Origin of the sequence: Amycolatopsis keratiniphila subsp. keratiniphila, assembly GCF_001620365.2 — a bacterium.
GTDB classification, from domain to species: domain Bacteria; phylum Actinomycetota; class Actinomycetes; order Mycobacteriales; family Pseudonocardiaceae; genus Amycolatopsis; species Amycolatopsis keratiniphila.
Genome location: NZ_LQMT02000021.1, coordinates 65,286 through 90,381 on the forward strand (window position 1 = coordinate 65,286; position 25,096 = coordinate 90,381).

General features: G+C 69.6%; 22 protein-coding genes. 9 read left to right on the forward strand and 13 right to left on the reverse strand.

Translation table 11 applies throughout. The features are described from left to right. Window positions 1–2: 2 nt before the first annotated feature. Complete coding sequence (locus AVR91_RS21975) at window positions 3–878, reverse strand: TIGR03619 family F420-dependent LLM class oxidoreductase (protein WP_063275492.1); 876 nt, start codon at window positions 876–878, stop codon at window positions 3–5. Between the two features lie 111 nt (window positions 879–989). On the opposite strand from AVR91_RS21975, the gene AVR91_RS21980 reads away from it, so the two are divergent. Beyond that, a complete protein-coding gene (locus AVR91_RS21980; protein WP_016332318.1) occupies window positions 990–1,763 on the forward strand; it encodes a hypothetical protein in 774 nt (257 codons plus the stop codon). A 163-nt stretch (window positions 1,764–1,926) separates the two neighbouring features. On the opposite strand, the gene AVR91_RS21985 is transcribed toward AVR91_RS21980, so the two are convergent. Together AVR91_RS21985 and AVR91_RS21990 are read right to left on the reverse strand one after the other, a co-directional pair. Then, a complete protein-coding gene (locus AVR91_RS21985; protein ID WP_063275493.1) occupies window positions 1,927–2,736 on the reverse strand; it encodes an Fpg/Nei family DNA glycosylase in 810 nt (269 codons plus the stop codon). A 1-nt stretch (window position 2,737) separates the two neighbouring features. Beyond that, on the reverse strand, window positions 2,738–3,211 hold the full coding sequence (locus AVR91_RS21990) for a ribose-5-phosphate isomerase (RefSeq protein WP_007034718.1): 474 nt from the start codon (window positions 3,209–3,211) through the stop codon (window positions 2,738–2,740). Here AVR91_RS21990 and AVR91_RS21995 point away from each other — a divergent pair. After that, window positions 3,131–3,976, forward strand: a complete 846-nt coding sequence (locus AVR91_RS21995) for a 2-phosphosulfolactate phosphatase (RefSeq protein WP_228709290.1) — start codon at window positions 3,131–3,133, stop codon at window positions 3,974–3,976. The genes AVR91_RS21990 and AVR91_RS21995 overlap by 81 nt on opposite strands. Further along, a complete protein-coding gene (locus AVR91_RS22000; protein WP_063275495.1) occupies window positions 3,973–4,776 on the forward strand; it encodes an MBL fold metallo-hydrolase in 804 nt (267 codons plus the stop codon). Before AVR91_RS21995 ends, AVR91_RS22000 begins: the two co-directional genes overlap by 4 nt. Here the strand turns inward: AVR91_RS22000 and AVR91_RS22005 are convergent. Beyond that, a complete protein-coding gene (locus AVR91_RS22005; protein ID WP_037347628.1) occupies window positions 4,773–5,393 on the reverse strand; it encodes a mycothiol-dependent nitroreductase Rv2466c family protein in 621 nt (206 codons plus the stop codon). The genes AVR91_RS22000 and AVR91_RS22005 overlap by 4 nt on opposite strands. Before the next feature lie 167 nt (window positions 5,394–5,560). On the opposite strand from AVR91_RS22005, the gene pepN reads away from it, so the two are divergent. Continuing rightward, window positions 5,561–8,134 carry an aminopeptidase N gene (gene pepN / locus AVR91_RS22010; RefSeq protein WP_063275496.1) on the forward strand — a complete coding sequence of 858 codons (2,574 nt, stop codon included), beginning with the start codon at window positions 5,561–5,563 and terminating at the stop codon, window positions 8,132–8,134. A gap of 84 nt (window positions 8,135–8,218) precedes the next feature. Here the strand turns inward: pepN and AVR91_RS22015 are convergent, their stop codons facing one another. Together AVR91_RS22015 and ctaJ are read right to left on the reverse strand one after the other, a co-directional pair. Further along, a complete protein-coding gene (locus tag AVR91_RS22015; protein ID WP_016332311.1) occupies window positions 8,219–8,701 on the reverse strand; it encodes a DUF5130 family protein in 483 nt (160 codons plus the stop codon). Next, a complete protein-coding gene (ctaJ, locus tag AVR91_RS22020; RefSeq protein WP_063277678.1) occupies window positions 8,688–8,951 on the reverse strand; it encodes an aa3-type cytochrome oxidase subunit CtaJ in 264 nt (87 codons plus the stop codon). Before ctaJ ends, AVR91_RS22015 begins: the two co-directional genes overlap by 14 nt. Window positions 8,952–9,229: 278 nt before the next feature. Between ctaJ and AVR91_RS22025 the strand changes: the two genes are divergently transcribed. After that, complete coding sequence (locus AVR91_RS22025; protein ID WP_016332309.1) at window positions 9,230–9,583, forward strand: hypothetical protein; 354 nt, start codon at window positions 9,230–9,232, stop codon at window positions 9,581–9,583. A 117-nt stretch (window positions 9,584–9,700) separates the two neighbouring features. Here the strand turns inward: AVR91_RS22025 and AVR91_RS22030 are convergent, their stop codons facing one another. Then, on the reverse strand, window positions 9,701–10,195 hold the full coding sequence (locus AVR91_RS22030; protein ID WP_016332308.1) for an HNH endonuclease: 495 nt from the start codon (window positions 10,193–10,195) through the stop codon (window positions 9,701–9,703). Between the two features lie 419 nt (window positions 10,196–10,614). Here AVR91_RS22030 and AVR91_RS22035 point away from each other — a divergent pair, with 419 nt between their 5' ends. The 3 genes from AVR91_RS22035 to AVR91_RS22045 are packed head-to-tail and all read left to right on the forward strand — an operon-like array spanning window position 10,615 to window position 13,564. Beyond that, window positions 10,615–11,595: a mechanosensitive ion channel family protein gene (locus AVR91_RS22035; RefSeq protein ID WP_063277712.1), complete on the forward strand. Its 981-nt coding sequence runs from the start codon at window positions 10,615–10,617 to the stop codon at window positions 11,593–11,595. Between the two features lie 20 nt (window positions 11,596–11,615). Further along, complete coding sequence (locus AVR91_RS22040; RefSeq protein WP_016332306.1) at window positions 11,616–12,011, forward strand: globin; 396 nt, start codon at window positions 11,616–11,618, stop codon at window positions 12,009–12,011. Next, a complete protein-coding gene (locus AVR91_RS22045) occupies window positions 12,011–13,564 on the forward strand; it encodes a glycoside hydrolase family 13 protein (protein ID WP_063277679.1) in 1,554 nt (517 codons plus the stop codon). The genes AVR91_RS22040 and AVR91_RS22045 overlap by 1 nt, the downstream gene beginning before the upstream one ends. 78 nt (window positions 13,565–13,642) lie before the next feature. Here AVR91_RS22045 and AVR91_RS22050 read toward each other — a convergent pair whose 3' ends face one another. Continuing rightward, entirely contained in the window at window positions 13,643–15,097 is a 1,455-nt protein-coding gene (locus AVR91_RS22050) for an LVIVD repeat-containing protein (protein ID WP_063277680.1), read from the reverse strand. Between the two features lie 87 nt (window positions 15,098–15,184). Between AVR91_RS22050 and AVR91_RS22055 the strand changes: the two genes are divergently transcribed. Then, the gene (locus AVR91_RS22055; RefSeq protein ID WP_063277681.1) at window positions 15,185–15,826 is read left to right on the forward strand and encodes a DUF305 domain-containing protein; all 642 of its coding nucleotides are present in this window, start codon (window positions 15,185–15,187) and stop codon (window positions 15,824–15,826) included. Here the strand turns inward: AVR91_RS22055 and AVR91_RS22060 are convergent. The 5 genes from AVR91_RS22060 to AVR91_RS22085 form a co-directional block, all read right to left on the reverse strand. Further along, window positions 15,823–16,101 (reverse strand): hypothetical protein, encoded by a 279-nt coding sequence (locus tag AVR91_RS22060; protein ID WP_063277682.1) that lies wholly within the window; start codon window positions 16,099–16,101, stop codon window positions 15,823–15,825. The genes AVR91_RS22055 and AVR91_RS22060 overlap by 4 nt on opposite strands. Window positions 16,102–16,164: 63 nt before the next feature. After that, window positions 16,165–16,800, reverse strand: coding sequence for a hypothetical protein (locus tag AVR91_RS22065; RefSeq protein ID WP_037347649.1), 636 nt, complete (start codon window positions 16,798–16,800; stop codon window positions 16,165–16,167). Further along, window positions 16,793–17,212, reverse strand: coding sequence for an acyl-CoA thioesterase (locus tag AVR91_RS22070; RefSeq protein ID WP_063277683.1), 420 nt, complete (start codon window positions 17,210–17,212; stop codon window positions 16,793–16,795). The genes AVR91_RS22065 and AVR91_RS22070 overlap by 8 nt, the downstream gene beginning before the upstream one ends. Beyond that, window positions 17,212–22,185 (reverse strand): NAD-glutamate dehydrogenase, encoded by a 4,974-nt coding sequence (locus AVR91_RS22075; protein ID WP_063277684.1) that lies wholly within the window; start codon window positions 22,183–22,185, stop codon window positions 17,212–17,214. Before AVR91_RS22075 ends, AVR91_RS22070 begins: the two co-directional genes overlap by 1 nt. Window positions 22,186–22,528: 343 nt before the next feature. After that, window positions 22,529–25,084: a hypothetical protein gene (locus AVR91_RS22085; RefSeq protein ID WP_063277685.1), complete on the reverse strand. Its 2,556-nt coding sequence runs from the start codon at window positions 25,082–25,084 to the stop codon at window positions 22,529–22,531. Between the last annotated feature and the right edge of the window lie 12 nt (window positions 25,085–25,096).

Consider the following 25,096-nt stretch of genomic DNA (forward strand, 5'->3'; position numbering starts at 1 on the left):
GTTCAGTCTCCGATCTTCGCGATGATCTCGTCGCCGAACTTCTTGATGGAATCGAGCTTCGGGCCGACCTCGGCGTCGAAACCGAGGCCGTCGAACACCCACGGCATGGTGATGATGTCGGTGACGCCGATGTCGCCCTGCTCGCGATAGCCGTCGAGGCCGAACTTGTCGATGCAGACGGCCTGATACTCGAAGGGATCTTCGGCGCGGCCCTGTTCGGCCAGCAGCCCGCGCAGCTTGGCGATGGTGTCGGCCAGGTCGTCGAACTTCATCATCGCCGAAGACCAGCCGTCGGCGACGCGGGCGGCCCGGCGCAGCGCGACGTCGGTGTGCCCGCCGATGTAGAACGGGACCCGCGACGGCGGTGTCGGGCTCATGCGGAGCTTGTCGAAGTCGAAGAACTCGCCGTGGAACTCGACCATCCCGCCGTCGAGGATCAGGCGCAGCACCTCGATGGCCTCGTCGACGCGTTTGCCGCGCTTCTCGTACGGCGCGCCGCACCAGCGGAACTCCTCCGGCGACCAGCCGACGCCGAGGCCGAGCCCGAAGCGGCCGCCGGTCAGCGCCGCGACCGAGTTGACCTGGCGGGCGAGCAGGACCGGGTTGCGGGAGCCGAGTTTGAGCACGGAGGTGTAGAAGGTGAGCCGCTCGGTGACCGCACCCATCGAAGCGGCCGCGATCAGCGGATCGGCCCAGGGCGTCTCCTCGGTCCAGAAGCGGCTGCCGTCGGGCGTGTACGGGTAGTCGGCCGAGACCGTTTCGGAATAGAACAGGGAATCCGGGAGCGCGATCGAGGAGAAACCCGCCTCTTCGGCGGCCCGGGCGAGCTCGCCCAGCTGATCGAGCGGATTCATCGCGATCGACAGGGTGAACTTCATGGAGCCGAACTATAACGTGTTCTAGTTTCACCCGCCAGTGCGCGCGGGAACCCCCGGCGGGTTCCCCGCGTTGATCCGGGCAAAGGCCGAACGATTCCTGGAGTTGAACCCATGGGCACCGCGATCTTCCTGATCGTGCTCCTCGTCGTCGTGGTCGGCGGCGGCATCTACTTCGCGAAATCCCAGGCGGCGGCCAAGAAGCGCCAGCTGGACGACGCGAAGGCGGACGCACGGCGCCTCGTCGAACGACTGGGCGGTCAGGTCATGAACCTCACCGGTACGGACACCGCCTCCCAGCAGGCGATGGCGGACGCGTCCGAACGCTTCACCGCCGCGGGCTCCCAGATGGAGCAGGCGCAGACCGTCGAGCAGGCCCGATTGGTGCGCGAGACCGCCATCGAGGGGCTCTATTACGTCCGCGCGGCGCGGCTCGCGATGGGCATGGACCCCGGTCCGGAACTGCCCGGCAGCGAAGAGCGCGATCGGGCGGGCAAGGTCACCGAGTACCGCTCGGTCGACGTCGAGGGCGAGCACTACGAGGCCTCGCCGGACCCGAGCCAGCGCACGCCGCACTACTACCCCGGTGGCCGCGTCGCGGGCCGACCGGTGCCGCAGGGCTGGTACAGCGAGCCGTGGTGGAAGCCCGCGCTCGTCGCCGGTGCCTGGGGTCTCGGTTCGATGCTGCTGTTCAGCGCGATGTTCTCCGGGATGGCGGGCATCGCGAGCGCGTCGGCCTGGGAGTCGGGCTATGACGCGGGCCAGGAGGACGCCGGGGCCGCGGACGCCGGTGGTGACGCCGGCGGCGACATGGGCGGGGACGCCGGCGGGTTCGACGGCGGCGGCTTCGATGGTGGCGGCTTCGACGGCGGGGGCTTCGACTTCTAACGTGGGCTGAAGGGGCCCTTCACCGCATGCGATGCGGTGAAGGGCCCCTTCGCTGCGTCTGTCGCGGGTCTGTGGGCGCGGTCTGCTGCGGGGCGCCACGCGGCACGTTGCGAAAGCCACTTTCGCAACGTTGAAGGTTGCGAAAGTGGCTTTCGCAACACCTTCAGGCGGGCTGGCAGGTCGGGCACCAGAAGAGGTTCCGCGCCGCCAGATCGCTCCGCAGCACCGCCGTCCCGCACACGAGACACGGCATCCCCTCGCGCCGGTAGACGTAGACCTCGCCCCCGTGCCGGTCCTGCCGCGGCGCGCGGCCCGTGACCTCGGGCAGATGCTCCGGCGCGACCGTGTCGATCCGGCCCACGCGGACACCGTGCCGCATGAGCGTCACGAGATCCGCCCACAGGTCGTCCCACAGCCCGCGATCGAGCGCGCGGCCCGGGACGAGCGGGGCGACACCGTGCCGGAACAGCACCTCGGCGCGATACACGTTGCCGACGCCGGCCAGCACCGACTGGTCCATCAGCAGTGCCGCGATCGATGTCTTCGACCGCGAGATCCGCTCCCACGCCTTGTCCGGCTTCGCGTCGCGGCGCAGCGGATCCGGGCCGAGCCGCCCCTTGATCGCCTCGACCTGGGGCGCGTCCAGGAGTTCGCACCGGGTCGGTCCGCGCAGATCGGCGTAATGCGTCGGGCCGGCCAGCCGCATCCGCACCTGCCCGACGGGCTCAGGAGCGGGCAGAGGCTCGTCGGAGAACGTGCCGTAGAGGCCGAGGTGGACGTGCACCGTCCCGTGTGGACCGTAGTCGTGGAACAGGTGCTTCCCGTACGCCTCGGCCTTCACCAGCACCCGGCCGTCCAAACGGGACGCTTCGGCGGCGAACCGCCCTTGCGGGCTGCCCACCTCGACCGGGTGACCGGCGAAACGGCGTTTGTGCAGACGTGCCAAGCGATGGAGCGTGTGCCCCTCGGGCATGTCAGTGCTCGGGAAGCGGCGGCGGCCAGCCGGTGTTCTCGTAGTCCAGGATCTGCTGGACGCGGCGGCCGTGGCGCTCGTCCGGGCTCGGCGGGGTCGCGAGGAACGCCTCGACGATCTCCGTTGCCTCTTCGGTGGTGTGCATCCGCGCGCCGACGCCGATCAGCTGGGCGTGGTTGTGCTCGCGGGTGAGCTTCGCGGTCTCGACGCTCCACGCGAGGCCGGCGCGAGCGCCCTTCACCTTGTTGGCCGCGATCTGCTCGCCGTTGCCGGAGCCGCCGACGACGATGCCGAGGCTGCCCTCGTCCGCGACGACGCGGCGGGCCGCCTCGATGCAGAACGCCGGGTAGTCGTCGGCCGCGTCGTAGACGAAGGGGCCGACGTCCTCGACGTCGTGGCCCTGCTCCTTGAGGTGGGCCACGAGGTGGTTCTTCAGTTCGAAACCGGCATGGTCAGAGCCAAGGTAAACACGCACAGCGCGGAGTCTGCCATCACGTTCGGGCGCGGGCATGCTGTGGGGGTGGACATCAGGCTCGAATGGGGACCCGAGGGTGTCGCCGCCCTGGGCGCGGAGTGCGCCGTGCTCGTCGTGGTCGACGTGCTTTCCTTCTGCACCACAACGGATCTCGTGCTGGGCAACGGTGGCCGGGTGCTGCCCGTCCGCTGGCGCGATCGTCGCGGCGAAGAGGCCGCGAATGCGCGCGGTGCCATCCTCGCGGGTGAAAGCGAATGGACTTTGCGACCTTCGTCTGTGACGCAAATCCCTTCCGGAACGCTTTTGGCGCTCCCTTCCCCCAATGGCGCCACGCTGTGCGACACCGCCGCCACGACCGGTGCCGACGTCCTGGCGGGCTGCCTGCGCAACGCGTCCGCCGTCGCCGCCCGCGCGGCGGAACTCGCGGACGGACGACCGATCGGTGTCGTCCCGGCCGGGGAACGCTGGGGCATCGACATGCGCACCGAGGTCAAGACTTTCGGGCCGCTGAGGCCGTGCGTCGAGGACCAGCTCGGCGCGGGCGCGATCGTCGCGGCGCTGGACGGCTACGGCCGCCTGTCCGCCGAAGCCCGTCTCGCCGCCGTCGCGGCAAAAGCGATCGACATCGACGAAGCACTGACAGACTGTTCTTCAGGGCGCGAGCTCGCCGCGGCCGGGCACGCGAACGACGTGCGGCTCGCCGCGAAGCTCGACAGCAGCGGCACGGTTCCTGTGCTGCGCAACGGAATTCTGGAGGATTCGTGACTTGGCTCGAACTCGCGGACGGCGTGTACGCGCGCCGTTACGAAGAGCTGGACCTGACCGTCGGCCTGGTCGTGGGCAGCCAGCGCTGCCTGGTCGTCGACGTTCGCGGTGACGTCGACCAGGGCGCCGAACTGGCCGCGGCGGTACGGGAGATCACGCCGCTGCCGTGGTCGGTCGTCTACACCCACGCGCATTTCGATCACGCCTTCGGCACGACGGCGTTCCTGCCGTGCGACGTCTGGGCGCACGAAGGCTGCCTGACCGAGCTGACCACCTTCGGGGACGGCGCACGGCTCAAGTGGATCCAGCATTATCTCGGCGAAAACCGTCCGGAGATGGCGGAGGCGTTGGAGCGCACCGAGATCACCCTGCCGGACAAACCCGTCGTCGACACCGCCGAGATCGACCTCGGCGGCCGCACCGTCGTGCTGCGCTTCCTCGGCCGGGCCCACACGGACCACGACCTGTTCGTGCACGTGCCCGACGCGGGCGTGATCTACGCGGGCGACGCCGTCGAGAACGCCGAAGCCGGCTTCAGCGCGTTCTCCTTCAACGACGGCACCTTCCTCGCCGAATGGCCGGGCGTGATGGACGCGATCCTCGCGCTGGAACCGAAGATCATCGTCGCCGGGCACGGGGATCCCGTCGACACCGCCTTCATCGAGAAGCACCGCGACGGGCTGCGCGAACTCGTCGCGCTCAAGGCCGGGATCGCGGCGGGAGACCTCACGACGGACGAAGCCGTCGCGAGGTCCTCCTACCCCGAAGATGTCACCAGGGGCGCCCTGGAGACCCCTTAGTCGAAGTTCAGCTCACCGGACCGGGTGCGCTTCAGCTCGAAGAAGTCCGGGTAGCTCGCCAGCGCGCGGGCGCCGTCGAACACCTTGACGGCGTCCTCGCCACGCGGGATCGAGCTGAGCACCGGGCCGAAGAAGGCGACACCGTCGATGTGGATGGTCGGGGTGCCGACGTCCATTCCGACCGGATTCATACCTTCGTAGTGACTCTTTTTGAGCGCTTCGTCGTACTCGGTCGACTCCGCGGCCTCGGCCAGCTCGGCCGGGGCACCGATGGCCTCGAGGGTCTCCTTGATGACCTTCGGGATGTCCTTGTCGCCCTGGTTGTGGTGACGCGTGCCGAACTCCGTGTAGAAGTCCCGCAGGGCCTCTTCGCCGTTCTTCTGCGCCAGCGCGGTGGCGACGCGGACGGGGCCCCAGCCGCGCTCCAGCAGCTCCTTGTACTGCTCAGGCAGGTCCTCACGGCCGCTGTTGAGCTCGGACAGGCTCATGATCCGGAACCTCAGGTCGAGGTCGCGGTGCTTCTCCACTTCGAGGATCCAGCGCGAGCTGATCCAGGCGAAGGGGCAGATCGGGTCGAAGTAGAAGTCGACCTTGGTCTTCTCGGACGGGGCGGTCATCAGGTTCTCCCAGTGCCATCGTCTTGGGGTGGTCCGGTACACACACAGTGCTACACAGCGGCCAACATCGCCGCCGTCGGCGTTGTTCCCGTCGTCAGCACGGGCTCCGACATGATTGGATGCCTGTAGTTGGAAACCAAAACCGATACCGATGACCAGAGGTGCCAGTGCCCGCCCCCAACCTGACCCGAGACCAAGCCAAGCTGCGCGCGGAACTGCTCGACGTCGAGTCCTACGACATCGAGCTGGATCTGACCGACGGCCGTGGCGGTCCCGGTGAGAAGACCTTCACGTCGAAGACGACGATCAAGTTCGCGAGCGCCAGAAGCGGCGAAGCGTCGTGGGTCGACATCGTCGCCGAGGGGATCGAGTCGGCCGTCCTCAACGGGACGGACCTCGACGTCAGCGGGTACGTCGAGGACAAGGGCATCGAGCTCCCCGGCCTCGCCGAGTCGAACGAGCTCGTCGTGGACGCGGTCTGCCGGTACATGAACACCGGCGAGGGCCTGCACCGGTTCGTCGACCCGGTCGACGACGGCGTCTACCTCTACACGCAGTTCGAGACCGCGGACGCGAAGCGCATGTTCGCCTGCTTCGACCAGCCCGACCTCAAGTCGGTCTACCGGCTCACCGTGATCGCGCCGAAGGACTGGAAGGTCATCTCGAACGCGCTGATCGAATCCACCGAGGAGACCCCGGAGGGGGCCGTCCGCACGGTCTTCAAGGTGTCCGAGCGGATCTCGACCTACCTGGTCGCGCTGATCGCGGGCCCGTACACCGAGTGGCGCGACGAATTCTCCGACGAACACCGCACGATCCCGCTGGGCATCTACTGCCGCGCCTCGCTCGCCGAGCACATGGACGCGGACAAGCTGTTCACCGAGACCAAGCAGGGTTTCGCCTTCTATCACGAGAAGTTCGCGACCCCGTACCCGTTCTCCAAGTACGACCAGCTGTTCGTGCCGGAGTTCAACGCGGGCGCGATGGAGAACGCCGGCGCGGTCACCTTCCTGGAGGACTACGTCTTCCGCAGCCGCGTCACCCGCTACGCCTACGAGCGCCGCGCCGAGACGCTGCTGCACGAGATGGCGCACATGTGGTTCGGCGACCTGGTCACCATGCGCTGGTGGGACGACCTGTGGCTGAACGAGTCGTTCGCGACCTTCGCGAGCGTGCTGGCCCAGGCCGAGGCCACCGAGTACAAGAACGCGTGGACCAGCTTCGCGAACATCGAGAAGTCGTGGGCGTACCGGCAGGACCAGCTGCCCTCGACGCACCCGATCGCCGCGGACATCGTCGACCTGCACGCGGTCGAGGTGAACTTCGACGGCATCACCTACGCCAAGGGCGCGAGCGTGCTCAAGCAGCTCGTCGCCTACGTCGGGCTGGAGCACTTCCTCGAAGGCCTCAAGGTCTACTTCGGCAAGCACGCCTGGGGCAACGCGACCCTGGCGGATCTGCTGGGCGCGCTGGAGGAGGCCTCGGGCCGCGACCTGTCGTGGTGGAGCGCGCAGTGGCTGGAGACCACCGGTCTCAACTCGCTGAGCCCGCGCTACGAGGTCGGCGCCGACGGCACGTACACCGCGTTCGCCGTCACCCAGACCGGCGCCAAGCCGGGTGCCGGTGAGCTGCGCACGCACCGCGTCGCGGTCGGTGTCTACGACGAGGACGAGAACGGCAAGATCGTCCGCAAGCACCGCGTCGAGCTCGACGTGGACGGCGAGCGCACCGAGGTGCCGGGGCTGGTCGGGCTCCCGGCGGGCAAGCTCGTACTGGTCAACGACGACGACCTGACCTACTGCACGATGCGGCTCGACCCCGCGTCGCTGACCACGCTGATCGACCGCATCGCCGACATCACCGAACCGCTGCCCCGCACGCTGTGCTGGTCGGCGGCGTGGGAGATGACGCGCGAGGCCGAGCTCAAGGCCCGCGACTTCGTCACGCTGGTGCAGCGCGGCGTGCACACCGAGACCGAGGTCGGCGTGGTGCAGCGGCTGCTGCTGCAGGCGCAGACGGCGCTGAACTCGTACGCGAAGCCGGAGTGGGCGGCGGAAAAGGGCTGGCCGGAGTTCTCCGCGCGGCTGCTGGAGCTGGCGCAGGGCGCCGAGGCCGGTTCGGACCACCAGCTCGCGTTCGTGAACTCGCTCGCCGGTTGCGTGCTCGACGACAAGACGCTGGCGATCATCGCGGGCTGGCTCGACGGCACGGCGCCGCTGGAGGGCCTGACCGTCGACACCGACCTGCGCTGGCGGCTGCTGCACGCGCTGGTCGCGCACGGCAAGGCGGAGAACCCCGAGATCGACGCGGAACTCGGCAAGGACGACACCGCCGCCGGACGGCGCCAGGCGGAGCGCTCGCGGGCGCTGCGGCCGACCGCCGAGGCGAAGGCCGACGCGTGGCAGCGGGCGGTGTACGACGACGAGCTGCCCAACGCGGTCAGCGACTCGCTCATCACCGGCTTCTCCCACCCGGGTCAGAAGCACCTGCTCGGTGACTACGTGACGCGCTACTTCGAGGTCATCGACGAGGTGTGGCAGCGGCGCTCCAGCGAGCGGGCGCAGCCGACCGTGGTCGGCCTGTACCCGTCGTGGGCCGTCGAGCCGTCGACCGTCGAGGCGTCGGACGAGTGGCTGGCCGGGGAACACCCGGCGGCGCTGCGCCGTCTCGTGTCGGAGGGCCGGGCCGGGATCGTGCGGGCGCTGGCCGCCCGTGAGTTCGACTCGCAGGCCGGGGTCTAGTCCCGTAACGCTATGAACGGGCCGTTCCTTGCAAATTTTGCAAGGAACGGCCCGTTCATAGCATTCAGGGACCTGTGAAGAGCGTCAGTGCTGCGGAGCGCCGGCCTGGTCGCTCAGCATGCGGAGGGCGTTCACGAGGCCACCGATGAGGTCGCCTTCCTTGAACGAGGCCACCATGCTGGCCACGGCGAGCTTCGCGCCGCGGTCGGGCAGGCGGTGCCGGGCCTGCGTGCCGGTCACGACCTCGATCGCCCGCTGGCCGGGCGACACGGCGATGACGACACCGTCGGCCGGGTTGTCCGTCGAGGTCAGCAGGCCTTCGGCGGTGGCGCGGGTGTCCTCGCCGAGGTCGCCGAGGTACACGCTGAAGTCCAGGCCGGTCTCGCGGCTGGCGAGCGTCAGCGCCTCGTCCAGCCGGGCGAGCTGCTGGGTGGTGAATGGGCTGATCGGACCAGCCGGTTCGTACATCTTGGCGGCGGAAATCCGGCCGCTCGAGGTAACGACGGCGCCGTAACCGGGCTCTTCGTCAACAGCGGTGGACGAATGGGTCAGTTCACCAGTTGCCACGAGCGCCTCCCGTCACCGAAGCTCCGTCCGCCGCGACGACGGCGGTCGCGCCGCCCTCGTTCGCGTGCGAATGCCTTGCGCCGACACCGTCGGGGTTGGCGCTCCACCACATGGCCGGGTACTCCCACGGCTGCCCCGGCCGGTACCGGGCGACGCCCGCGCCCTTCGACCGCAGCGTGGCCACCCCGCACAGGGCGTAGATGACCAAGGGGATCACCGCGAAGACCAGGATCGTCTCGACAAGGTTCACGCGCGTGAGCGTATCCGATGGCGTGCGACCGCACCCGCTCGCACGGCCCCTACCGCTCGTCGTCCTCAGGTGGCCGTCCGCCGCTTGCCGCGAAAGCGCTCCCACGTTGGGGCGAAGCCCGCAAGGCCGAAAGGTTGCAACTCAACGTACGGGCGGCCGCACCCGGCGCTGTCGTCTTGTCGCGGCCTTGAAATCCTCGTAGCTTTTTCACCTGTACGGGCCTTGCGCCCAGCTCCCCCACCCCAGCAGGTAACGCACCGGTCGCAGGAGGATATGTCATGCAGAGCACCCAGACACCCGGCCAGGCGATCATCGACGACATTTCGTCACTCTTCGAAATTGGATTCGTCCCCGGTACGCGTGTGACGGCGGGCACACGGGTTACTCGCGGTACTCGTGTCACTCGCGGTACGCGGGTCACCGCCGGCACCCGGGTCACCCGCGGAACTCGTGTCACCCGTGGCACCCGCGTCACCGCGGGCACCCGCGTCACCCGTGGCACGCGAGTCACCCGCGGCACCCGCGTGACGGCGGGCACCCGCGTCACCTGCGGCACGCGCGTCACTCGCGGGACCCGTGTCACCCGTGGCACCCGCGTCACCTGCCAGAGCGACTTCTCGCTCGCCGCCTGAGTCCGAGCACGACCGGTTCGTAGGGGACGGCGTACTCGTAACGAGCTTCACCACGGCGTCATCGGCCCGCCCCGGCCGCCGAAAGGCAGCCGGGGCGCCGACGTGTTCATGGTCAGGTCAGGCCGCGGTTCCCAGGTACGGCCGCCACAACGGGTCGGCCTCCTTCGAATGCGCGAGCAGCCGCCAGTGCGGCCCGTGCGGGGCCCTCGGCACGACGCGCAGGCGCCAGCCGATCTCGGAAAGCAGCTTGTCCGCCTTCCGATGGTTGCACTTGGCGCAGCAGGCCACGCAGTTCGTCCAGCTGTGGGGGCCTCCGCGACTGCGCGGGACGACGTGGTCGATGGTCTCGGCCCGCCCTCCGCAATAGGCGCAGCGGTACCGGTCGCGGTGCATCAGCCCGGCCCGGGTCAGCGGCACCTGCGCGCGGTAGGGAACGCGCACGTAGGTGCTCAGCCGGATCACCGAAGGCACGGGCAGCGAGACCGTGGCGGCGTGCAGTTCGATCCCCGCCGGGTCTCCGTGCACCACCTCGGCCTTGCCGCACATCACCAGGACCACCGCGCGCCGCAACGGCAGCGCCGTGAGCGGTTCGAACGTGGCGTTCAACAGCAATACCCGTCTGCGACCCCAAGACGACGCTGATGTCGTAGTGGGTACCGCCGTAGTCGACGGGTCCCGCCCTCTACGCTGTCCGGGCGGGCGGGCAACACCCCCTGGCCGCGTTCCCGGCCCGCCCGGTGGAGCCCCGTGCGAGGGGGCACCTCCCGGATGGGCGCGCAACACGACCTCCGGCGCCTGTCCGGCCACGGCTTGGCTCGGGACGCCGAGGGGGATGGGTTGTCGGTCTGGCACTCGACCACCTCCACCGGTGCAGGCATAGTCGACCACAGATCAGCCCCAAAGTGCACGTGTGTTACTGGACGTGTCACATGCGCGCGACCCGGCGGCCACATGAAGTTGGGTGTTTCGCATCCGCCTGGGCGTGTGGCGTGACCGACTCCCCGCCGAGTACGAAAGGATATTTCCTCTCCGTGAACCTGCTGCCCACCGAACCCCCGGCCTGCACGCGCGAAGCCGGGAGCCTGTGCTACCAGGTGTTCCAGGTCACAAAGAACGAATGGCTCTCCGCCTCCGCGGGCTGGCTTCTGACGAAGCCGCTCAGGATCCTGATGATCGTCGCCGTGGCGTTCCTGCTGCGGTACCTGGTCCGGCGCTTGATCAACCGCGTGACGCGGATGCCCGCCGGCGGCTCGTCGAAGCTGCCCGCCCTGTTGAGACCGCTGCGGGAGAGGGCTCCCGAGGTGCTCGGGTCGGCGGTGATGGAACGGCGCCGTCAGCGCGCCGCCACCATCGGCTCGGTCCTCAAGTCGATGGCCACGTTCCTGATCTACGGCCTCGCGTTCATCCTCGTGCTGGGCGAACTGGGTATCGACCTCGCGCCGATCATCGCGTCGGCGGGCATCGTCGGCGTGGCGCTCGGTTTCGGCGCGCAGAACCTGGTCAAGGACTTCCTGTCCGGCATGTTCATGATGATCGAGGACCAATACGGCGTCGGTGACGTCGTCGACGTCGGCGAGGCGTCCGGCACCGTCGAGGCCGTCGGCCTCCGGATCACCACCCTGCGTGACATCAACGGCACCGTCTGGTACGTCCGCAACGGCGAGGTGCTGCGGGTCGGCAACTCGAGCCAGGGCTTCGCGGTGGCCGTCGTCGACGTCCCGCTCAGCTACTCCGCCGACGTCGAGAAGGCCACCGAGCTGATGGCCGCGAAGGCGAAGACGCTCCTGGAGAGCGAAAGCCTCGCGCCGAACGTGCTGGAGCCGCCGGAGATGCTCGGCGTGGAAACCGTCACCCCCGAGGGCATCAAGCTCCGGCTGACGGTGAAGGTCCGGCCGGGTAAGCAGTGGTCCGTGCAGCGCGCACTGCGGGCGCACCTGCTCGCCGCGCTCGACGAAGCCGGCTTCGAGCCGCCTCTGGGGCGCTTTATGTCGTCCGGCCCGGCCCCGCAGTAGGAGAAGGGCAGAATGGAGCTGTGTCCGTGACCGAACCTGAGCCCACCACCTTGTACGAAGCCATCGGCGGTGAACCGGTGTTCACCCGGATCGTCGCGCGGTTCTACGCCGAAGTGGCGGTCGACGAGGTGCTTCGCCCGCTGTATCCGGAGGAGGACCTCGGCCCGGCCGAGGAGCGTTTCCGGCTGTTCCTCATGCAGTACTGGGGCGGCCCGCACACCTACTCCGACCAGCGTGGTCACCCGCGGCTGCGGATGCGGCACGCCCCGTTCAAGATCGGCCCGATCGAACGCGACGCCTGGTTGCGCTGCATCAAGATCGCGGTCGACGAGGAGAACATCGAGGAGCCCTACCGCGGGCAGCTGTGGGCGTACCTGGAGATGGCCGCCAACAGCATGATGAACAGTTTCGTGTGATGGAGCGCGACGTGGCTTGGTGGGACCAGGCGGTCTTCTACCAGGTCTACGTGCGCTCGTTCGCCGATTCGGACGGGGACGGCGTCGGTGACCTCGAAGGCATCCGCGGCAAGCTCGGGTATCTGGAGCTGCTCGGGGTCGACGCGCTGTGGCTGACGCCGTTCTACCGCTCCCCCATGGCCGACCACGGCTACGACATCGCCGACCCGCGCGACGTCGACCCGATGTTCGGCACCCTCGGCGATTTCGACGTCCTGCTGACCGAGGCGCACAAACGCGGCATCAAGGTCACCGTCGACGTCGTCCCCAACCACACCAGCAACACCCACGCCTGGTTCAAATCGGCGATGGCGGCGCCGCCGGGCAGCCCGGAACGGGATCGCTACATCTTCCGTGACGGGCTCGGCCCGCGCGGCGACCAGCCGCCGAACAACTGGGTCAGCTCGTTCGGCGGCCCGGCGTGGACGCGGGTGCCGGACGGCCAGTGGTACCTGCACCTGTTCTCGCCGCAGCAGCCGGATCTGAACTGGGCCAACCACGAGGTCGCCGCCGATCTGGAGCGGACGCTGCGGTTCTGGCTCGACCACGGCGTGGACGGCTTCCGCGTCGACGTCGCGCACGGCATGGCGAAACCGCCGGGCCTGCCGGACATGGACCCGCGGGTGAACCCGCTCGGGCCGAGCGAGTTCTACGATCCGCGTTTCGACAACGACCGCGTCCACGAGATCCACCAGATGATCCGCAAGGTGCTCGACGAGTACCCCGGCACCATGGCCGTCGGCGAGATCTGGGTGACCGACGAGGAACGCCTCGCGCGCTACCTGCGGCCGGACGAACTGCACCTGGCCTTCAACTTCCGGCTCGTGCTCACGCATTTCGACGCGGACGCGCTGCGGACGGCCATCGAGCGGTCCCTGGCGGTGCCGAAGGCCGCCGGGGCCCCCGCCACCTGGACGTTGAGCAACCACGACGTCTGGCGGCAGGTCAGCCGGTACGGCGGCGGCGAACGCGGCGTCCGGCGCGCCAGGGCGATGGCGCTCGTCGAACTCGCGCTGCCCGGCGCGGTCTACCTGTACAACGGCGAGGAACTGGGGCTCGGCAACGTCGACATCCCGCCCGACGCGGTCGCGGACCCGCGCGCCAAGATCTCCGGTGCCGAGTTCGGCCGGGACGCGTCGCGAGTGCCGCTGCCGTGGGAAGGCGACCTGCCGCCGTTCGGTTTCTCGCGCAATCCGAGGACGTGGCTGCCGATGCCCGCTTCGTGGGCGTCGGTGACCGTCGAGGCGCAACTGGAGGATCCGGCGTCGACGCTCTCGCTGTACCGGCGGGCGATCGAGATCCGCAAGTCGCACCAGGCTTTCCGCGGGGACGAGCTGGAGTGGTACGGCGCTCCGGCCGGGTGTTTCGCGTTCCGGCGGCGCGGTGGCGGGCTGGTCTGCGCGCTGAACACGTCGGCGAGCCCGATCGCGCTGCCGCCGGGTGAGGTGCTGCTGTCGAGCGTGCCGTTGGTGAACGGGAAACTGCCGCCGGACGCGGCCGCCTGGCTCGTCTGATCCCCTCCCCGCGTGCAATGAACGGTCCGTTCCTTGCAAATTTTGCAAGGAACGGACCGTTCATGGCGCGTTACCGGGTCAGTTGTTGTTGAAGCCCGGGTGCAGCTTGTACTGCGTCTGGGCGTTGAACTGGTTCTGCCGGACCAGCTTCGCCGGGAAGGTCCGCCAGTCGTTGAGGTCCAGGACGTCCAGGCCCTTCACGATGTCGGACGAGTAGATGTAGCCGTTGTACCAGTAGGTCGACCACGTCCCACCGCCGACGAGCTTCTCGTTCGAGAGCGGGCCACGCTCCCAGAACGCGATCTCCTTCGGGTTCTTCGCGTCGGTGAAGTCCCACACCGAGACACCGCCCTGGTACCAGGACTGGACCATGATGTCCTTGCCCGGCACCGGGATCAGCGAACCGTTGTGCGCCACGCAGTTCTCGGTCTCGGACTGCAACCGCGGGATCTTGTAGTAGCTCACGAACTCCAGCTTGCGGTCGTCGCCGCGGCCGGTGATCTGGTAGATGCCGTTGGCGCCGCGGGTGGGGCCGAACTTCTCCAGGCAGGTCGCCATCCCGCCGCCGCCGAGCTCGTCGGTGAAGACGATCTTGGTGGCGTCGTTGTTGAAGGTGGCGCTGTGCCAGAACGCGAAGTTCACGTTGTCCTGGACCCGGTTGATGACGCGCGGCTTGAGGCGGTCGGAGATGTCGAGCAGGACGCCGTCACCCATGCAGGCGCCGGCCATCAGGTCCTTCTCCGGCAGCGCCGTGAGGTCGTGGCAACCGGTGGTCGCCGAGCGGCGGGTGCCGTCGGGGTTGGCGCCGCCCGCGTTGCCGCCGTCCGGGAACAGCACCGGCGTCGCGACCAGCGAGGCCTTCGCCGGGTCCTTCACCGGGACCTTGATGATGGACAGCTTGTCGTGCGGCGGCTGGCAGTCGGGCAGGTTCGCCGCCGGCGCGTACGACGAGACGTAGATGTAGACGTCCTTGCCGCGCTTGTCCGGCACCAGGGTGTTGGTGTGCGAACCGCAGTCCGTCTCGATCGCCGCGACGTACTTGGGCGCCGCGAGGTTCGAGATGTCGAAGATCTTGATGCCCTCCCACGACGTCTTGTCCGACGCGGGCTTCGAGACGCTGTTGCACGAGTTGTCGCTGCGCGACGAGTCGGTCGACAGGAAGAGCAGGTCGCCGGAGATCGACACGTCGTTCTGCCCGCCGGGGCACAGGACCTGGCTGACGATCTTCGGGCGGTAGGGGTTGCGGACGTCGAAGACGTTGAACCCGTCGTAGGTGCCGATGATCGCGTGGCCCTTGGTGAACGCGATGTCGGTGCCGGTCGAGTCCTTGGTGAACGGTCCCTGCTGCGGGACGTTCGCGATCGACCGGAGGTTCGGGCTGTGGACGATCTCGTCCACACCCGGGATCGCGGTCGCCGACGGTTCGGCGACGACGGCCGGCGCGGCGAGCGCGCTGGAGGCCCCGAGGGCGGCGACCGCGGCCGCCGACACGAAGACCCTGGTCAAGCGACGTTTCAGCCCAGGCTGCAGCACGATATGGCTCTCCTTCCACCCAGCTTTACGCGCACCTTATTCCTTATTTAGGCTCAGCAGATACCGACCAACGGAGGAACTCCCGGGATGCGAAAAAGTTTGACATCGGCGCTGGTCGCCGCCGCTTTCCTGGTCTCGGGTTGCACCGGTGCCCCGGAGCCCGCCGCACCCGCCCAGAGCGCGCCGGTGATCGCCCCCGGCAAACCCGGCGAGCAGGCGAGCACCGGCTCCCGCGGTCCGGTGAACCGCGATCAGCCCAACGAGGCCGACGTCGAATACATGACGATGATGATCCCCCATCACCAGCAGGCGAAGGTGATGACCGACCTGGTGCCGGGCAAGACGGCCAACGAGCAGATCCGGGCGATCGCCGGGCGGATCTCGGTCGCACAGGACGGCGAGATCACGATGATGAAGACCTGGCTGGCCGACCGCGGCAAACCGGTGCCGGGCGAGGGGCACGCGGGTCACGGGGGCGGGCACGATCACGCGCTCATGCCGGGGATGGCGACCGAGGCCCAGCTGGCGGATCTGCGCGCGGCGAGCGGGGCGGCGTTCGAAAAGCTGTTCCTCGACCTGATGATCGCGCACCACCAGGGCGCGCTGACCATGGCCGAAGCCCAGCTCGGCAAGGGCGTGGAGATCAAGGCGCAGGAGATGGCGCAGGAGGTCATCACCGGTCAGACCGCCGAGATCGAGCGCATGAAAGCCATGCGGGCGAAGCTCTAGGCCTCGCCGGAAGAGCCCATGTCGCCGAACCCGGAGTCGTCGGAGTCGTCGAGGGTGCCCGAGACGATCCAGGTCGCCAGCGCGGCGGCCTGGACGTAGGGCGCCGCCTTCGCCGCGGCCCGTCCGGCGCTCTTGGCGCGGCCCCACTTCTCCGGGCGTTCGGCGCGTTCGGGCGCCTCCTCACCCGGCGGCCGCTCGGTCCGCCACGGCGTCTCCTCCGGCCTGACCTCGGCGAGGAAGTCCGCGGTGGGGTCGTCCCCGTCCTTGTCGTTCATGGAGACAGCATGACGCCGCGGGCGGCCGGAAGCCACCCGCGGCGCCAAGCGGTAAGAAACCCGTCAGAACAGCAACGGCAGGAGCGCGTGGCGGCGCTTGAGGACGGCGCCGTACCGGGCGTCGATGCGCATCCACGAATCCGTCGCGGTGACACGGACGACGTCACCGTCGATCGACGAGTCCACGAAACCCATCCCCGACAACGCGAACAGGCACCGCATCTGGACCTTGATCTCCAGCTCGTTGCCCGAAACGGTGAGCACCGCCTGGTCCATCAGCGACGCCGGCGGCGTGCCGTGCGGGCCGACGTTGTCGCGGGCCAAGGTGACCCCGCGATCGGCCAGCTCCGAGATCACCGTCGCCGGCAGTTCGTCCACCAGCTGCCAGCGGCCCGGCGCGGGCAGCTCCGAATGCCACATCAGGTCGCGGGCCGGGCCCGGATCCATCCGCTCGCCGCCCGCGACGGTCAGCGCGGCGAGCAGCTCGTTCCCGGACACGGTGATGTCCGAAGGCGTGATGTCACCGGCGACAGCCCTGGTGGCCAGGACCTCGAACGGCGTCGCGCACCACGCCTCGACGACGCCGTCACCACGCTGCCGCAACCGCACCAACGTGTTCTGGTCGAGCCGGACCGCCCTGGCCACGAACGCGCCGAGCGTTTCGCGGTCGCCCGCGTCCGGGATGACGAGCTCAGGCATCCGCGAACCCCTTCTCCAGGAAGACACGTTCGTCCTCGGTCAGCCGGCGGGGCCGCTCGGAGACGGTGTCGAACGGCGCGAGCACCGTCTCCGCGGTGACCGCGACCTTGTCGGCCTCGGCGGGCCCGGAGTGCACCCGGTAGCCGAGGGTGAAGCTGGCGTGCTTCAAGTCCTTCAACGAGATCTCCACCCGGATGTCCTGATCGGACACCACGATCGGCGAACGGTAATGGACGGCCAGCTTCACCACCACGATGCCCTTGGGCAGTTCGGTGAGCCCGGCGCGGACGGCGTCCCCGAACAGCAGCGGGATCCGTGCCTCTTCGAGCAAGGTCACCATGTTCGCGTGGTTGACGTGCCCGTAGACGTCCATATCCGACCAGCGCGGCCGGATCAGGGAAATGTAGCTCACTACCTCACCGTGCTCCGGATCTGCCTCGCCGCCACCGACAGCGTCGCCAGGTCGAGCTTGCCGGACTGGCTGATCTCGTCCAGCGCGACACGTGCCCGCTGCAACCGTGAGGCGTTCGTCTTCTCCCAGTGAGCGATCTTCTCGTCCGGGTCGGTGCCCGAATCGCTGTGCCGCAACGCGTCCAGCGTGATCGTCCGCAAGGAACCGTAGACGTCGTCCCGCAGCGCCAGCCGCGCGAGCGCGTGCCAGCGGTTGCCGCGTTCGAGACCGCTGATCGACGTCAGCATCTTGTCGATTCCGAGGTGGTCGGAAAGCGCGTAGTACAGGCCCGCCGTCTCCGCCGGGGTGTGCACCGCGTCGATCCCCACCTGCTGCTCTGCCAGCTCCGCGACGTCGGTGACGTCGAGCAGGCCGTAGGTGTGCAGCAGCAGCGCCACCCGTCCGGCGAGTTCCGCCGGGACGCCCTTCTCGATCAGCCGCTCGGTGTTCGCGTCCACCGAAGCGCACTCGACACCGCGAAGCAGCTCGTGCGCCCGCGGGGCCAGCTCGCCGACGACACGGCCGAACCGGTTGATCTCGGCGAGCGGGGCCAGCGGCTGCGGCCGGTTGGTGAGGAACCAGCGGGCGGCCCGGTCGAGCAGCCTGCGGGTCTCCAGCATCATCTCGTCGGCGACCTCGGTCGGCACGACGTTGTCCAGCGCGTCGATCTGCGCCCACAGCGAGGGCAGGTCGTACACGTGGGTGACCACGGCGTACGCGCGGACGGCGTCGGTCGCGGTCGCGTTCATCTCCTCCATCAGGCGGAAGACGTACGAGATCCCGGCGCCGTCGACGACCTCGTTGGCCACCATCGTCGTGATGATCTCCCGCTTCAGCGGGTGCTGGAAGATCGCGTCGCCGAAGCGCTCCCGAAGCGGCTTCGGGAAGTACTCGGGCAGGCGGCGCGAGAACACCTCGGAGTCCGGCAGCTCGCTGGCCAGCAGCTCGTCCTTGAGGTCGAGCTTGACGTGCGCGAGCAGCGTCGCCAGCTCCGGCGAGGTGAGGCCTTCGCCCGCCTTCTCCAGCGCGCGGAACTCCGCCGAACTCGGCAGCGCTTCGAGCTTGCGGTCGAAGGCGCCCTTCGCGACCAGCGCCGCGACGAGCCGCTGGTGCACCGAGACCATCGGGCCTGCGTGCGCCCGGCTGACACCGAGCACCGCGTTCTGCCGGTAGTTGTCGGCCAGCACCAGCTCGCCGACCTCGTCGGTCATCTGCTCGAGCAGTTCGTTGCGCTGCTCGGCGTCCAGCGATCCGGTCGAGACCAGGTGGTCCAGCAGGATCTTGATGTTGACCTCGTGGTCGGAGCAGTCCACGCCGGCGGAGTTGTCGAGCGCGTCGGTGTTGATCTTGCCGCCCGCGCGGGCGAACTCGATCCGGCCGAGCTGGGTCAGGCCCAGGTTCCCGCCCTCGCCGACGACCTTGACGCGAAGCTGGTTGCCGTTGACGCGCAGGGCGTCGTTGGCCTTGTCGCCCGCGTCCGCGTGGGACTCGTTCTCGGCCTTGACGTAGGTGCCGATGCCGCCGTTCCACAACAGCTCCACCGGCGCCAGCAGGATCGCCTGCATCAGGTCGTTGGGCGCCAGTTTCGTGACGTCCTCGCCGAGGCCGAGCGCCTCCCGGACCTGCGGGCTGACCGGGATCGTCTTCGCCGACCGCGAGTAGATCCCGCCGCCCTCGCTGATCAACGAGCGGTCGTAGTCCTCCCACGACGAACGCGGCAGATCGAACAGCCTGCGCCGCTCGGCGAACGAGGTCGCCGAATCCGGGTTCGGGTCGAGGAAGATGTGCATGTGGTTGAAGGCGGCCACGAGCCGGATGTGCTCCGAGAGCAGCATCCCGTTGCCGAAGACGTCACCCATCATGTCGCCGATGCCGACGACGGTGAAGTCCTCGGTCTGGGTGTCCTTGCCCAGCTCGCGGAAGTTGCGCTTGACGCTCTCCCAAGCGCCCTTCGCGGTGATGCCCATGGCCTTGTGGTCGTAGCCGACCGAACCGCCGGACGCGAAGGCGTCGCCGAGCCAGAACCCGTAGTTCGCCGAGACCTCGTTCGCGATGTCGGAGAACTTCGCGGTGCCCTTGTCCGCGGCGACCACGAGGTAGCTGTCGTCGCCGTCGTGTCGGACCACGCGCGGCGCCGGGACGGTCTTTCCCTCGACGCGGTTGTCGGTCACGTCGAGCAGGCCGGAGATGAACATCCGGTAGCAGGCGATGCCCTCGTTCAGCTGGGCGTCGCGGTCCAGGCCGGGGTCGCCCGTGGGCGCCGGCGGGCGCTTCACGACGAAGCCGCCCTTCGCGCCGACCGGCACGATGACCGCGTTCTTGACCGCCTGCGCCTTGACCAGGCCGAGGATCTCCGTGCGGAAGTCCTCCCGGCGGTCGGACCACCGCAGGCCACCGCGCGCGACGTCGCCGAAACGCAGGTGCACACCCTCGATCCGGGGCGAGTACACGAAGATCTCGTACTTCGGCCGCGGCTCGGGCAGCTCGGGCACCGCGCTCGGGTCGAGCTTGAGCGCCAGGTACTGGCGGGAGTTCCCGTCCGCGTCGGTCACGTGGTAGTTCGTGCGCAGCGTGGCGAGGATGACCGACATCAGCCGCCGCAGGATCCGGTCCTCGTCGAGGCTCGTCACCTCGTCGACCAGCTTGCCGATCTCGGTGGTGAGCTGATCGGCCTGCGACGCGCGCGCCTCGTCGCCGAGCGCGAGGTCGAAGCGGGTCTCGAACAGCCGCACCAGCGCGGTGGCGATGTCGGTGTGCGCGAGGACGGTGTTCTCGATGTACTCCTGCGAGAACGGGATCTTCGTCTGGCGCAGGTACCGCGAATAGGCCCGCAGGATGGCCGCCTGGCGCCAGGTGAGCCCGGCGCGCAGGACGAGACCGTTGAAGCCGTCGACCTCACAGTCGCCGCGCCAGGCGGCGTGGAAGGCGTCCTGGAAGCGGGTGCGCAGGTCGCTGTCCGCGTGGTCGAGGACCTGCGGGTCGATCCGCAGGCCGAAGTCGTAGATCCAGGACCGGCCGCCGTCCTCGCGGCGCAGTTCGTAGGGCCGCTCGTCGACGACCTCGACGCCCATCCTCTGCAGGACCGGGAGCACCTGGGAGAGCGTGACGCCCTCGCCGCGCAGGTACAGCTTGAAGCGCCGCTCCCCCGCCTCGGCGTCGGCCGGCAGGTAGAACGACATCGACAGGTCGCCCTCGTCGGTCAGCGACTCCAGGGCGCGGAGGTCCGCGAGCGCTTCGAGCGCGGTGAAGTCCTCCTTGTAGCCCTCGGGGAACACCGCGGCGAACCGCTGCCCCTGCTCGCCCGCCGACTCCTCGACCAGCAGGCCGATCGCGACACCGCTGTCCCCGGCGCGCTCGCGGCGTTCGGCGAGGATCGCCTCGACCATCCGGTCGTCCCAGCTGCGCACGGCTTCGTTGAGCCGTTCCTGGATGCGCAGGGTGTCCGGGGCGGAACTCTGCGACGGATCGGTGTGCACGATGAAGTGCACCTGCGCGAGCACGGTCTCGCCGATGCGCGCGCTGTACTCCAGTTGGGTGCCTTCGAGTTCTTCGAGCAGGACCTCCTGCATCGCGAGCCGCGAACGGGTGGTGTAGCGGTCACGCGGGAGGTATACGAGGCACGAGTAGAAGCGGCCGTACGGGTCGCGGCGCAGGAACAGGCGCAGCCGTCTGCGATCCGAAAGCGCGATCGCGCCCGTCGTCGTCGAGTAGAGCGAGTCGGAGTCGGCGGAGAACAGGTCCGCGCGCGGCCAGTTCTGCAGGACTTCGAGCATCCGCTGGCCGGAGAAGGACTCCATCGGGAAGCCCGCGCGGTGGATGACCTCGCGGACCCGGTTGCAGACCACCGGGATGTCGAGCACGTTCTCGTGCAGCGCGGTGGTGGTGAACATGCCGAGGAAGCGGTGCTCGCCGGTGACGTTTCCGTTGTCGTCGAACGTTTTCACGCCGACGTAGTACGGATACACCGGACGGTGCACGGTGGACGGCGCGCTCGCCTGGGTCAGCACCAGCAGCGTCGGCGCGAGCGCGGAGGCCGCCGTGTCCGGGCCGGCGGTGAGGCTGCGAGCGGCCAGGCTGTCCTGGCGCAGCACGCCAAGCCCGGTGGCGAGCACCGCGCGCAGGGCGGGCTCGTCGCTGTCCGGGTGCGGGTTGTCGATCAGCTCGTACCGGCGGTAGCCGAGGAAGGTGAAGTGGCCGTCGGCGAGCCAGCGCAGCAACCGGGCGCCTTCCGCGACCTCGGTGGAGGGCAGCCGAGGCGGGTTCCCGTCCAGCTCGTCGGCGAGACGGCGCGCCGTCTCGGTCATCTTGTCGGTGTCCTCGACGACCTCGCGGACGTCACCCAGCACCGAAGACAGCCGGTTGTCCAGCTCGCGGGCGCGGTTCGGGTCCGTGACCAGGTCGATCTCGATGTACATCCACGATTCGGCCGCCGAATTCGCCGGCGGCTCCGCCGGGTCGGCGTCCGGGTGGACCTCCAGCAGCTCACCGGTCAGATCCCGGCTCACCACGACGATCGGGTGCACGATGCGCTGCACCTGCACCCCGTCGCGCGCGAACTCGGCCGCGACGGAATCCACCAGGTACGGCATGTCGTCCGTGACGACCTGCACCACGGTGGCCTCACGCGTCCAGCCGTCTTCGGGCCCCGTCGGGTTCAGCAACCGCACCGCGGGACGGCCGGGCATCCGGTCCTTCGCGAGCTGCAGATGCGAGCGGACGGCGCCGACGAGGTCGACCGGGTCGTCACCGAGAATCTCTTCGGCCGGGATGTGCCGGTAGTACAGGCGGATCAGGTCGCCGATCTCCGGGGCGTACGCCGCGGCGGCGTCGATCAGGTCGTCCCGGATCTGCTCCGGGTTCGCCGACCGGCGCCGGGCGCCATCCTCGGTGCCGACATCTTTTCCGGGCGGGGACGAGACTCCCGTCGAGCTCATTTGAGGCAACTCTCCACTGTAGCGAGATTGACACCGCGACCGGCACGACTCTGTACCGGCCCAGACCCAACCTACAGCTCCGGACAGTCGGCTCCACAAGGCCGGGTCATTCCCGCCCGTCGAAGATTTCCCTGCTCAGATACCGGAATCGCCGTGATCGGTTCAGCTACTCGCCGGTCACATAGGCGGTCTGTCCGGACCCTTCCGCGCCTCGCCGCACCGGGGTGACCAGCACCCATTCCCCCGCACGACCCCGGCGGGCGACTCGAACGGATCAGCTGAATCGTTCAAGCCGACCGCGTCTCCCACCGGGGTGAGCAAGGGACCTTTGCTACCGCGGGAGTCAGTCGCTCCCGTTGGCGCGGTGCCGGTCGTGGCCGTTGACCGGACGCTTTCCCGAGTCCTGGGAGCCGAGCTGCTTCACGAGCGCGGCGGCGCTCGCGGTCCCCGCCTGATGCTCGGCGAGCGCGCGGGCGAGCAGGTCGGCGAGGCCGGCGTCCGGCGGCGGTTCGTCCTCCGCGATCGCACGGGCGTAGCTCTCCGGGAACGGCGTGATCGGCCGCCAGGAACCGGTGTCGGTCAGCGGGTCCAACGCAGGCGGCATCCGCAACCGCGGCAACCAGGGATCGGCGACCTCTTCCTTCGCGGCCGGGCGAACGCTTTCCTGAGCCTGCGAAGGCGCGGGATCCTCCCGAGGCGGCGGGGCGAGCGGAACGGCGGGCTCGCTGTACTCGACCGGTGGCTGCTCCCAGCGGGTATCGGCGCGTTCTTCGGCGACGGGTTCGGGGTGCACGGGATCCGTGGCGCCGTCCGCGCGTCGACGGCCGCCGCCGTGTCCGCCGGCACTCGAGATCCCGAGCCGGTCCAGCACCGATTTCGCCGCCACGGAACCGTGTTCGGCATCGTGCCTCGTCTTGCGCGACGCGGGCGCCGAGGACCGGCGGGCACGCTCTTCGGCCGCCCACTCGTCGCTCTCCCACAGCGGGGCCGCGGTGCCGGGCGGACGCGGCGGCGCTGCCTCGGCCGCCATCCGCGGCCGAGGCTCGGCCGCGGGCTCGGGTGCGAGCAGCAGTTCCGGGACGACGGGATCCGATGCCGCCACGGGCGCCGGCTCCTCGATCCGGACGGGGATCTCGGCCTCGGGCCGCCACCGCTCGGCCGGAGCCGGGGTTTCGGATCGGGCGGCCACCGGTTCGGCGGCGCTCTCGCGCGCGGCGGGCTCCTCCTGGCGACGGCGGCGCCCGGGCTCCGGTTCGGGACGCGAAACCGGCGCGGGCTCCGGTTTCGGCGGCGGCATCAGTTTCGGCGCGACGGGTTCGGCCTTGGGCTCGAACCTGATCGACGGCTTGGCCTTCTTCGGCACCCGACGACGCCAGTCGCTGTCCGACGCAGCCACTTCCCGTGCGGGCTCCGGACGGGACGGCGGCTTCAACACCGGTGCTTCACTCTTTTCCGCGACCGCCGCCGCGGGCCGCTCCACCGGCCTCGGCGGCTCGGCGGGACGCGAAGGCTCGGCTGGGCGCGAAGGCGCAGCGGCGCGTGCAGGCTCGACCGGCGCCTGCCGCACCGGCGCGGGCTCCGGTTGCCTGCTCTGCCGCACGGGCTGCGGCTCACGACGAACCGGCGGCTCGGCCGCGGCCCGTTTCGGCGGTGCCACGTCGATCGGCGGCATCACCGCGGTCACCTCGGCCGGTTCCGGCGCCGGAACCGGGGACGGCGTGGACACCGTGGCGGCCGACCGCGCGGCGACGGCCCGCAAGACGTCGTCGAGGTCCACCGCGGCGTTCTCGGCCGAGCCGAACTCGCCGACCAGGACGTTGCACGCCTGCCTGCGCGCACGGGCGTGCAGATGTTCGGCGGCCCGCGAACGGTGCAGGCAGCCGATGGCCTCTTCGGCCCGGCCCAGCCGTTCCTCGATCTGCGCGAGCTCCAGCCACAGCCGCGCCGTGACGGCGTGCAGGTTGTGATCACCGGTCCCGGCGACCGCCTCACGGACGAGCATGCCCGCGGCCTCGGCGGATCCCGCGGGGAGCAGGACACGGGTGGCCACCGCCAGCCGCAACCAGGCGGCCGGGGCGATCCCCGCGGCCCGGACAGGGGCGTCGAGGATCGGCTGCGCGACCTCCAGCGCCATCTCCGTGTCACCCCGGTCCAGCAACGTGCAGACGAGTTGCAGGACCAGCCTGATCCGGACGAGACCGCCGTCGTCGTCCGGATTTCCGAGCTTTTCGAGCATGCCCAGCCCGGTCCGCGCGGCATCGGCGGCCGCTGTCAGGTCACCGTGACGGCGGCGGTGCGCCGACACCCCGACCCGCAGCATCGCTCGGATCAGCAGCTGCGAGTCCGCCGTCATCGAACCGTCGCCGAGTACGAGCTTGTCCGCCTCGGCGAGCACGCGGTCCAGTTCCGCCTTCCGGCCGAACTGCGCCAGGCAGCCGACGAGGTGACACAACGCCTCTGCCCGGTGCGACGGCGAAACCGCCGGATCCGCCAGCAACGGACGCAACGCGGCCAGCCCCGTCAGCGGGATGCCGACGCTGCGCGCGCAGACGGCCAGGTCGATCCTCAGCCGGGCGGCGATGTCTCCGTAGCCCGCGTGTTCCGCGGCGCGCAGGGCGGCAACGGCCCGGCCGACCGTCCGGGGGCGGCCACCGAGCCGCACCCGGGCGCTCACCACCAGGCTCTCCGCCCGGATCCACTGCTCGTCGGCACCGGCGGCCTCGGCGAGCGTGGCCGCGCGCTCCCCGAGGACCAGTGCGAGCTCGGGCGCCCTCAGGTGCAGGGCGTCCGCGCGTTCGATCAACCTGCCGACAGCGGACAGGGTTCCCCCGGTGGCAGCCGTCCGCCCACCCACCATGGTGGTGGGCGAGCCCGGCCGTTGGCGCTTGCTGGCTTCCACGGGGAACCCCCG

What these genes read in the sequence shown, in the direction of transcription:
- AVR91_RS21975 (WP_063275492.1), bottom strand. Translation starts at nt 878, where the DNA reads ATGAAGTTCACCCTGTCGATCGCGATGAATCCGCTCGATCAGCTGGGC.
- AVR91_RS21980 (WP_016332318.1), top strand. Translation starts at nt 990, where the DNA reads ATGGGCACCGCGATCTTCCTGATCGTGCTCCTCGTCGTCGTGGTCGGC.
- AVR91_RS21985 (WP_063275493.1), bottom strand. Translation starts at nt 2,736, where the DNA reads ATGCCCGAGGGGCACACGCTCCATCGCTTGGCACGTCTGCACAAACGC.
- AVR91_RS22005 (WP_037347628.1), bottom strand. Translation starts at nt 5,393, where the DNA reads ATGACCGCCCCGTCCGAGAAGACCAAGGTCGACTTCTACTTCGACCCG.
- AVR91_RS22025 (WP_016332309.1), top strand. Translation starts at nt 9,230, where the DNA reads ATGCAGAGCACCCAGACACCCGGCCAGGCGATCATCGACGACATTTCG.
- AVR91_RS22045 (WP_063277679.1), top strand. Translation starts at nt 12,011, where the DNA reads ATGGAGCGCGACGTGGCTTGGTGGGACCAGGCGGTCTTCTACCAGGTC.
- AVR91_RS22055 (WP_063277681.1), top strand. Translation starts at nt 15,185, where the DNA reads ATGCGAAAAAGTTTGACATCGGCGCTGGTCGCCGCCGCTTTCCTGGTC.
- AVR91_RS22060 (WP_063277682.1), bottom strand. Translation starts at nt 16,101, where the DNA reads ATGAACGACAAGGACGGGGACGACCCCACCGCGGACTTCCTCGCCGAG.
- AVR91_RS22065 (WP_037347649.1), bottom strand. Translation starts at nt 16,800, where the DNA reads ATGCCTGAGCTCGTCATCCCGGACGCGGGCGACCGCGAAACGCTCGGC.
- AVR91_RS22075 (WP_063277684.1), bottom strand. Translation starts at nt 22,185, where the DNA reads ATGAGCTCGACGGGAGTCTCGTCCCCGCCCGGAAAAGATGTCGGCACC.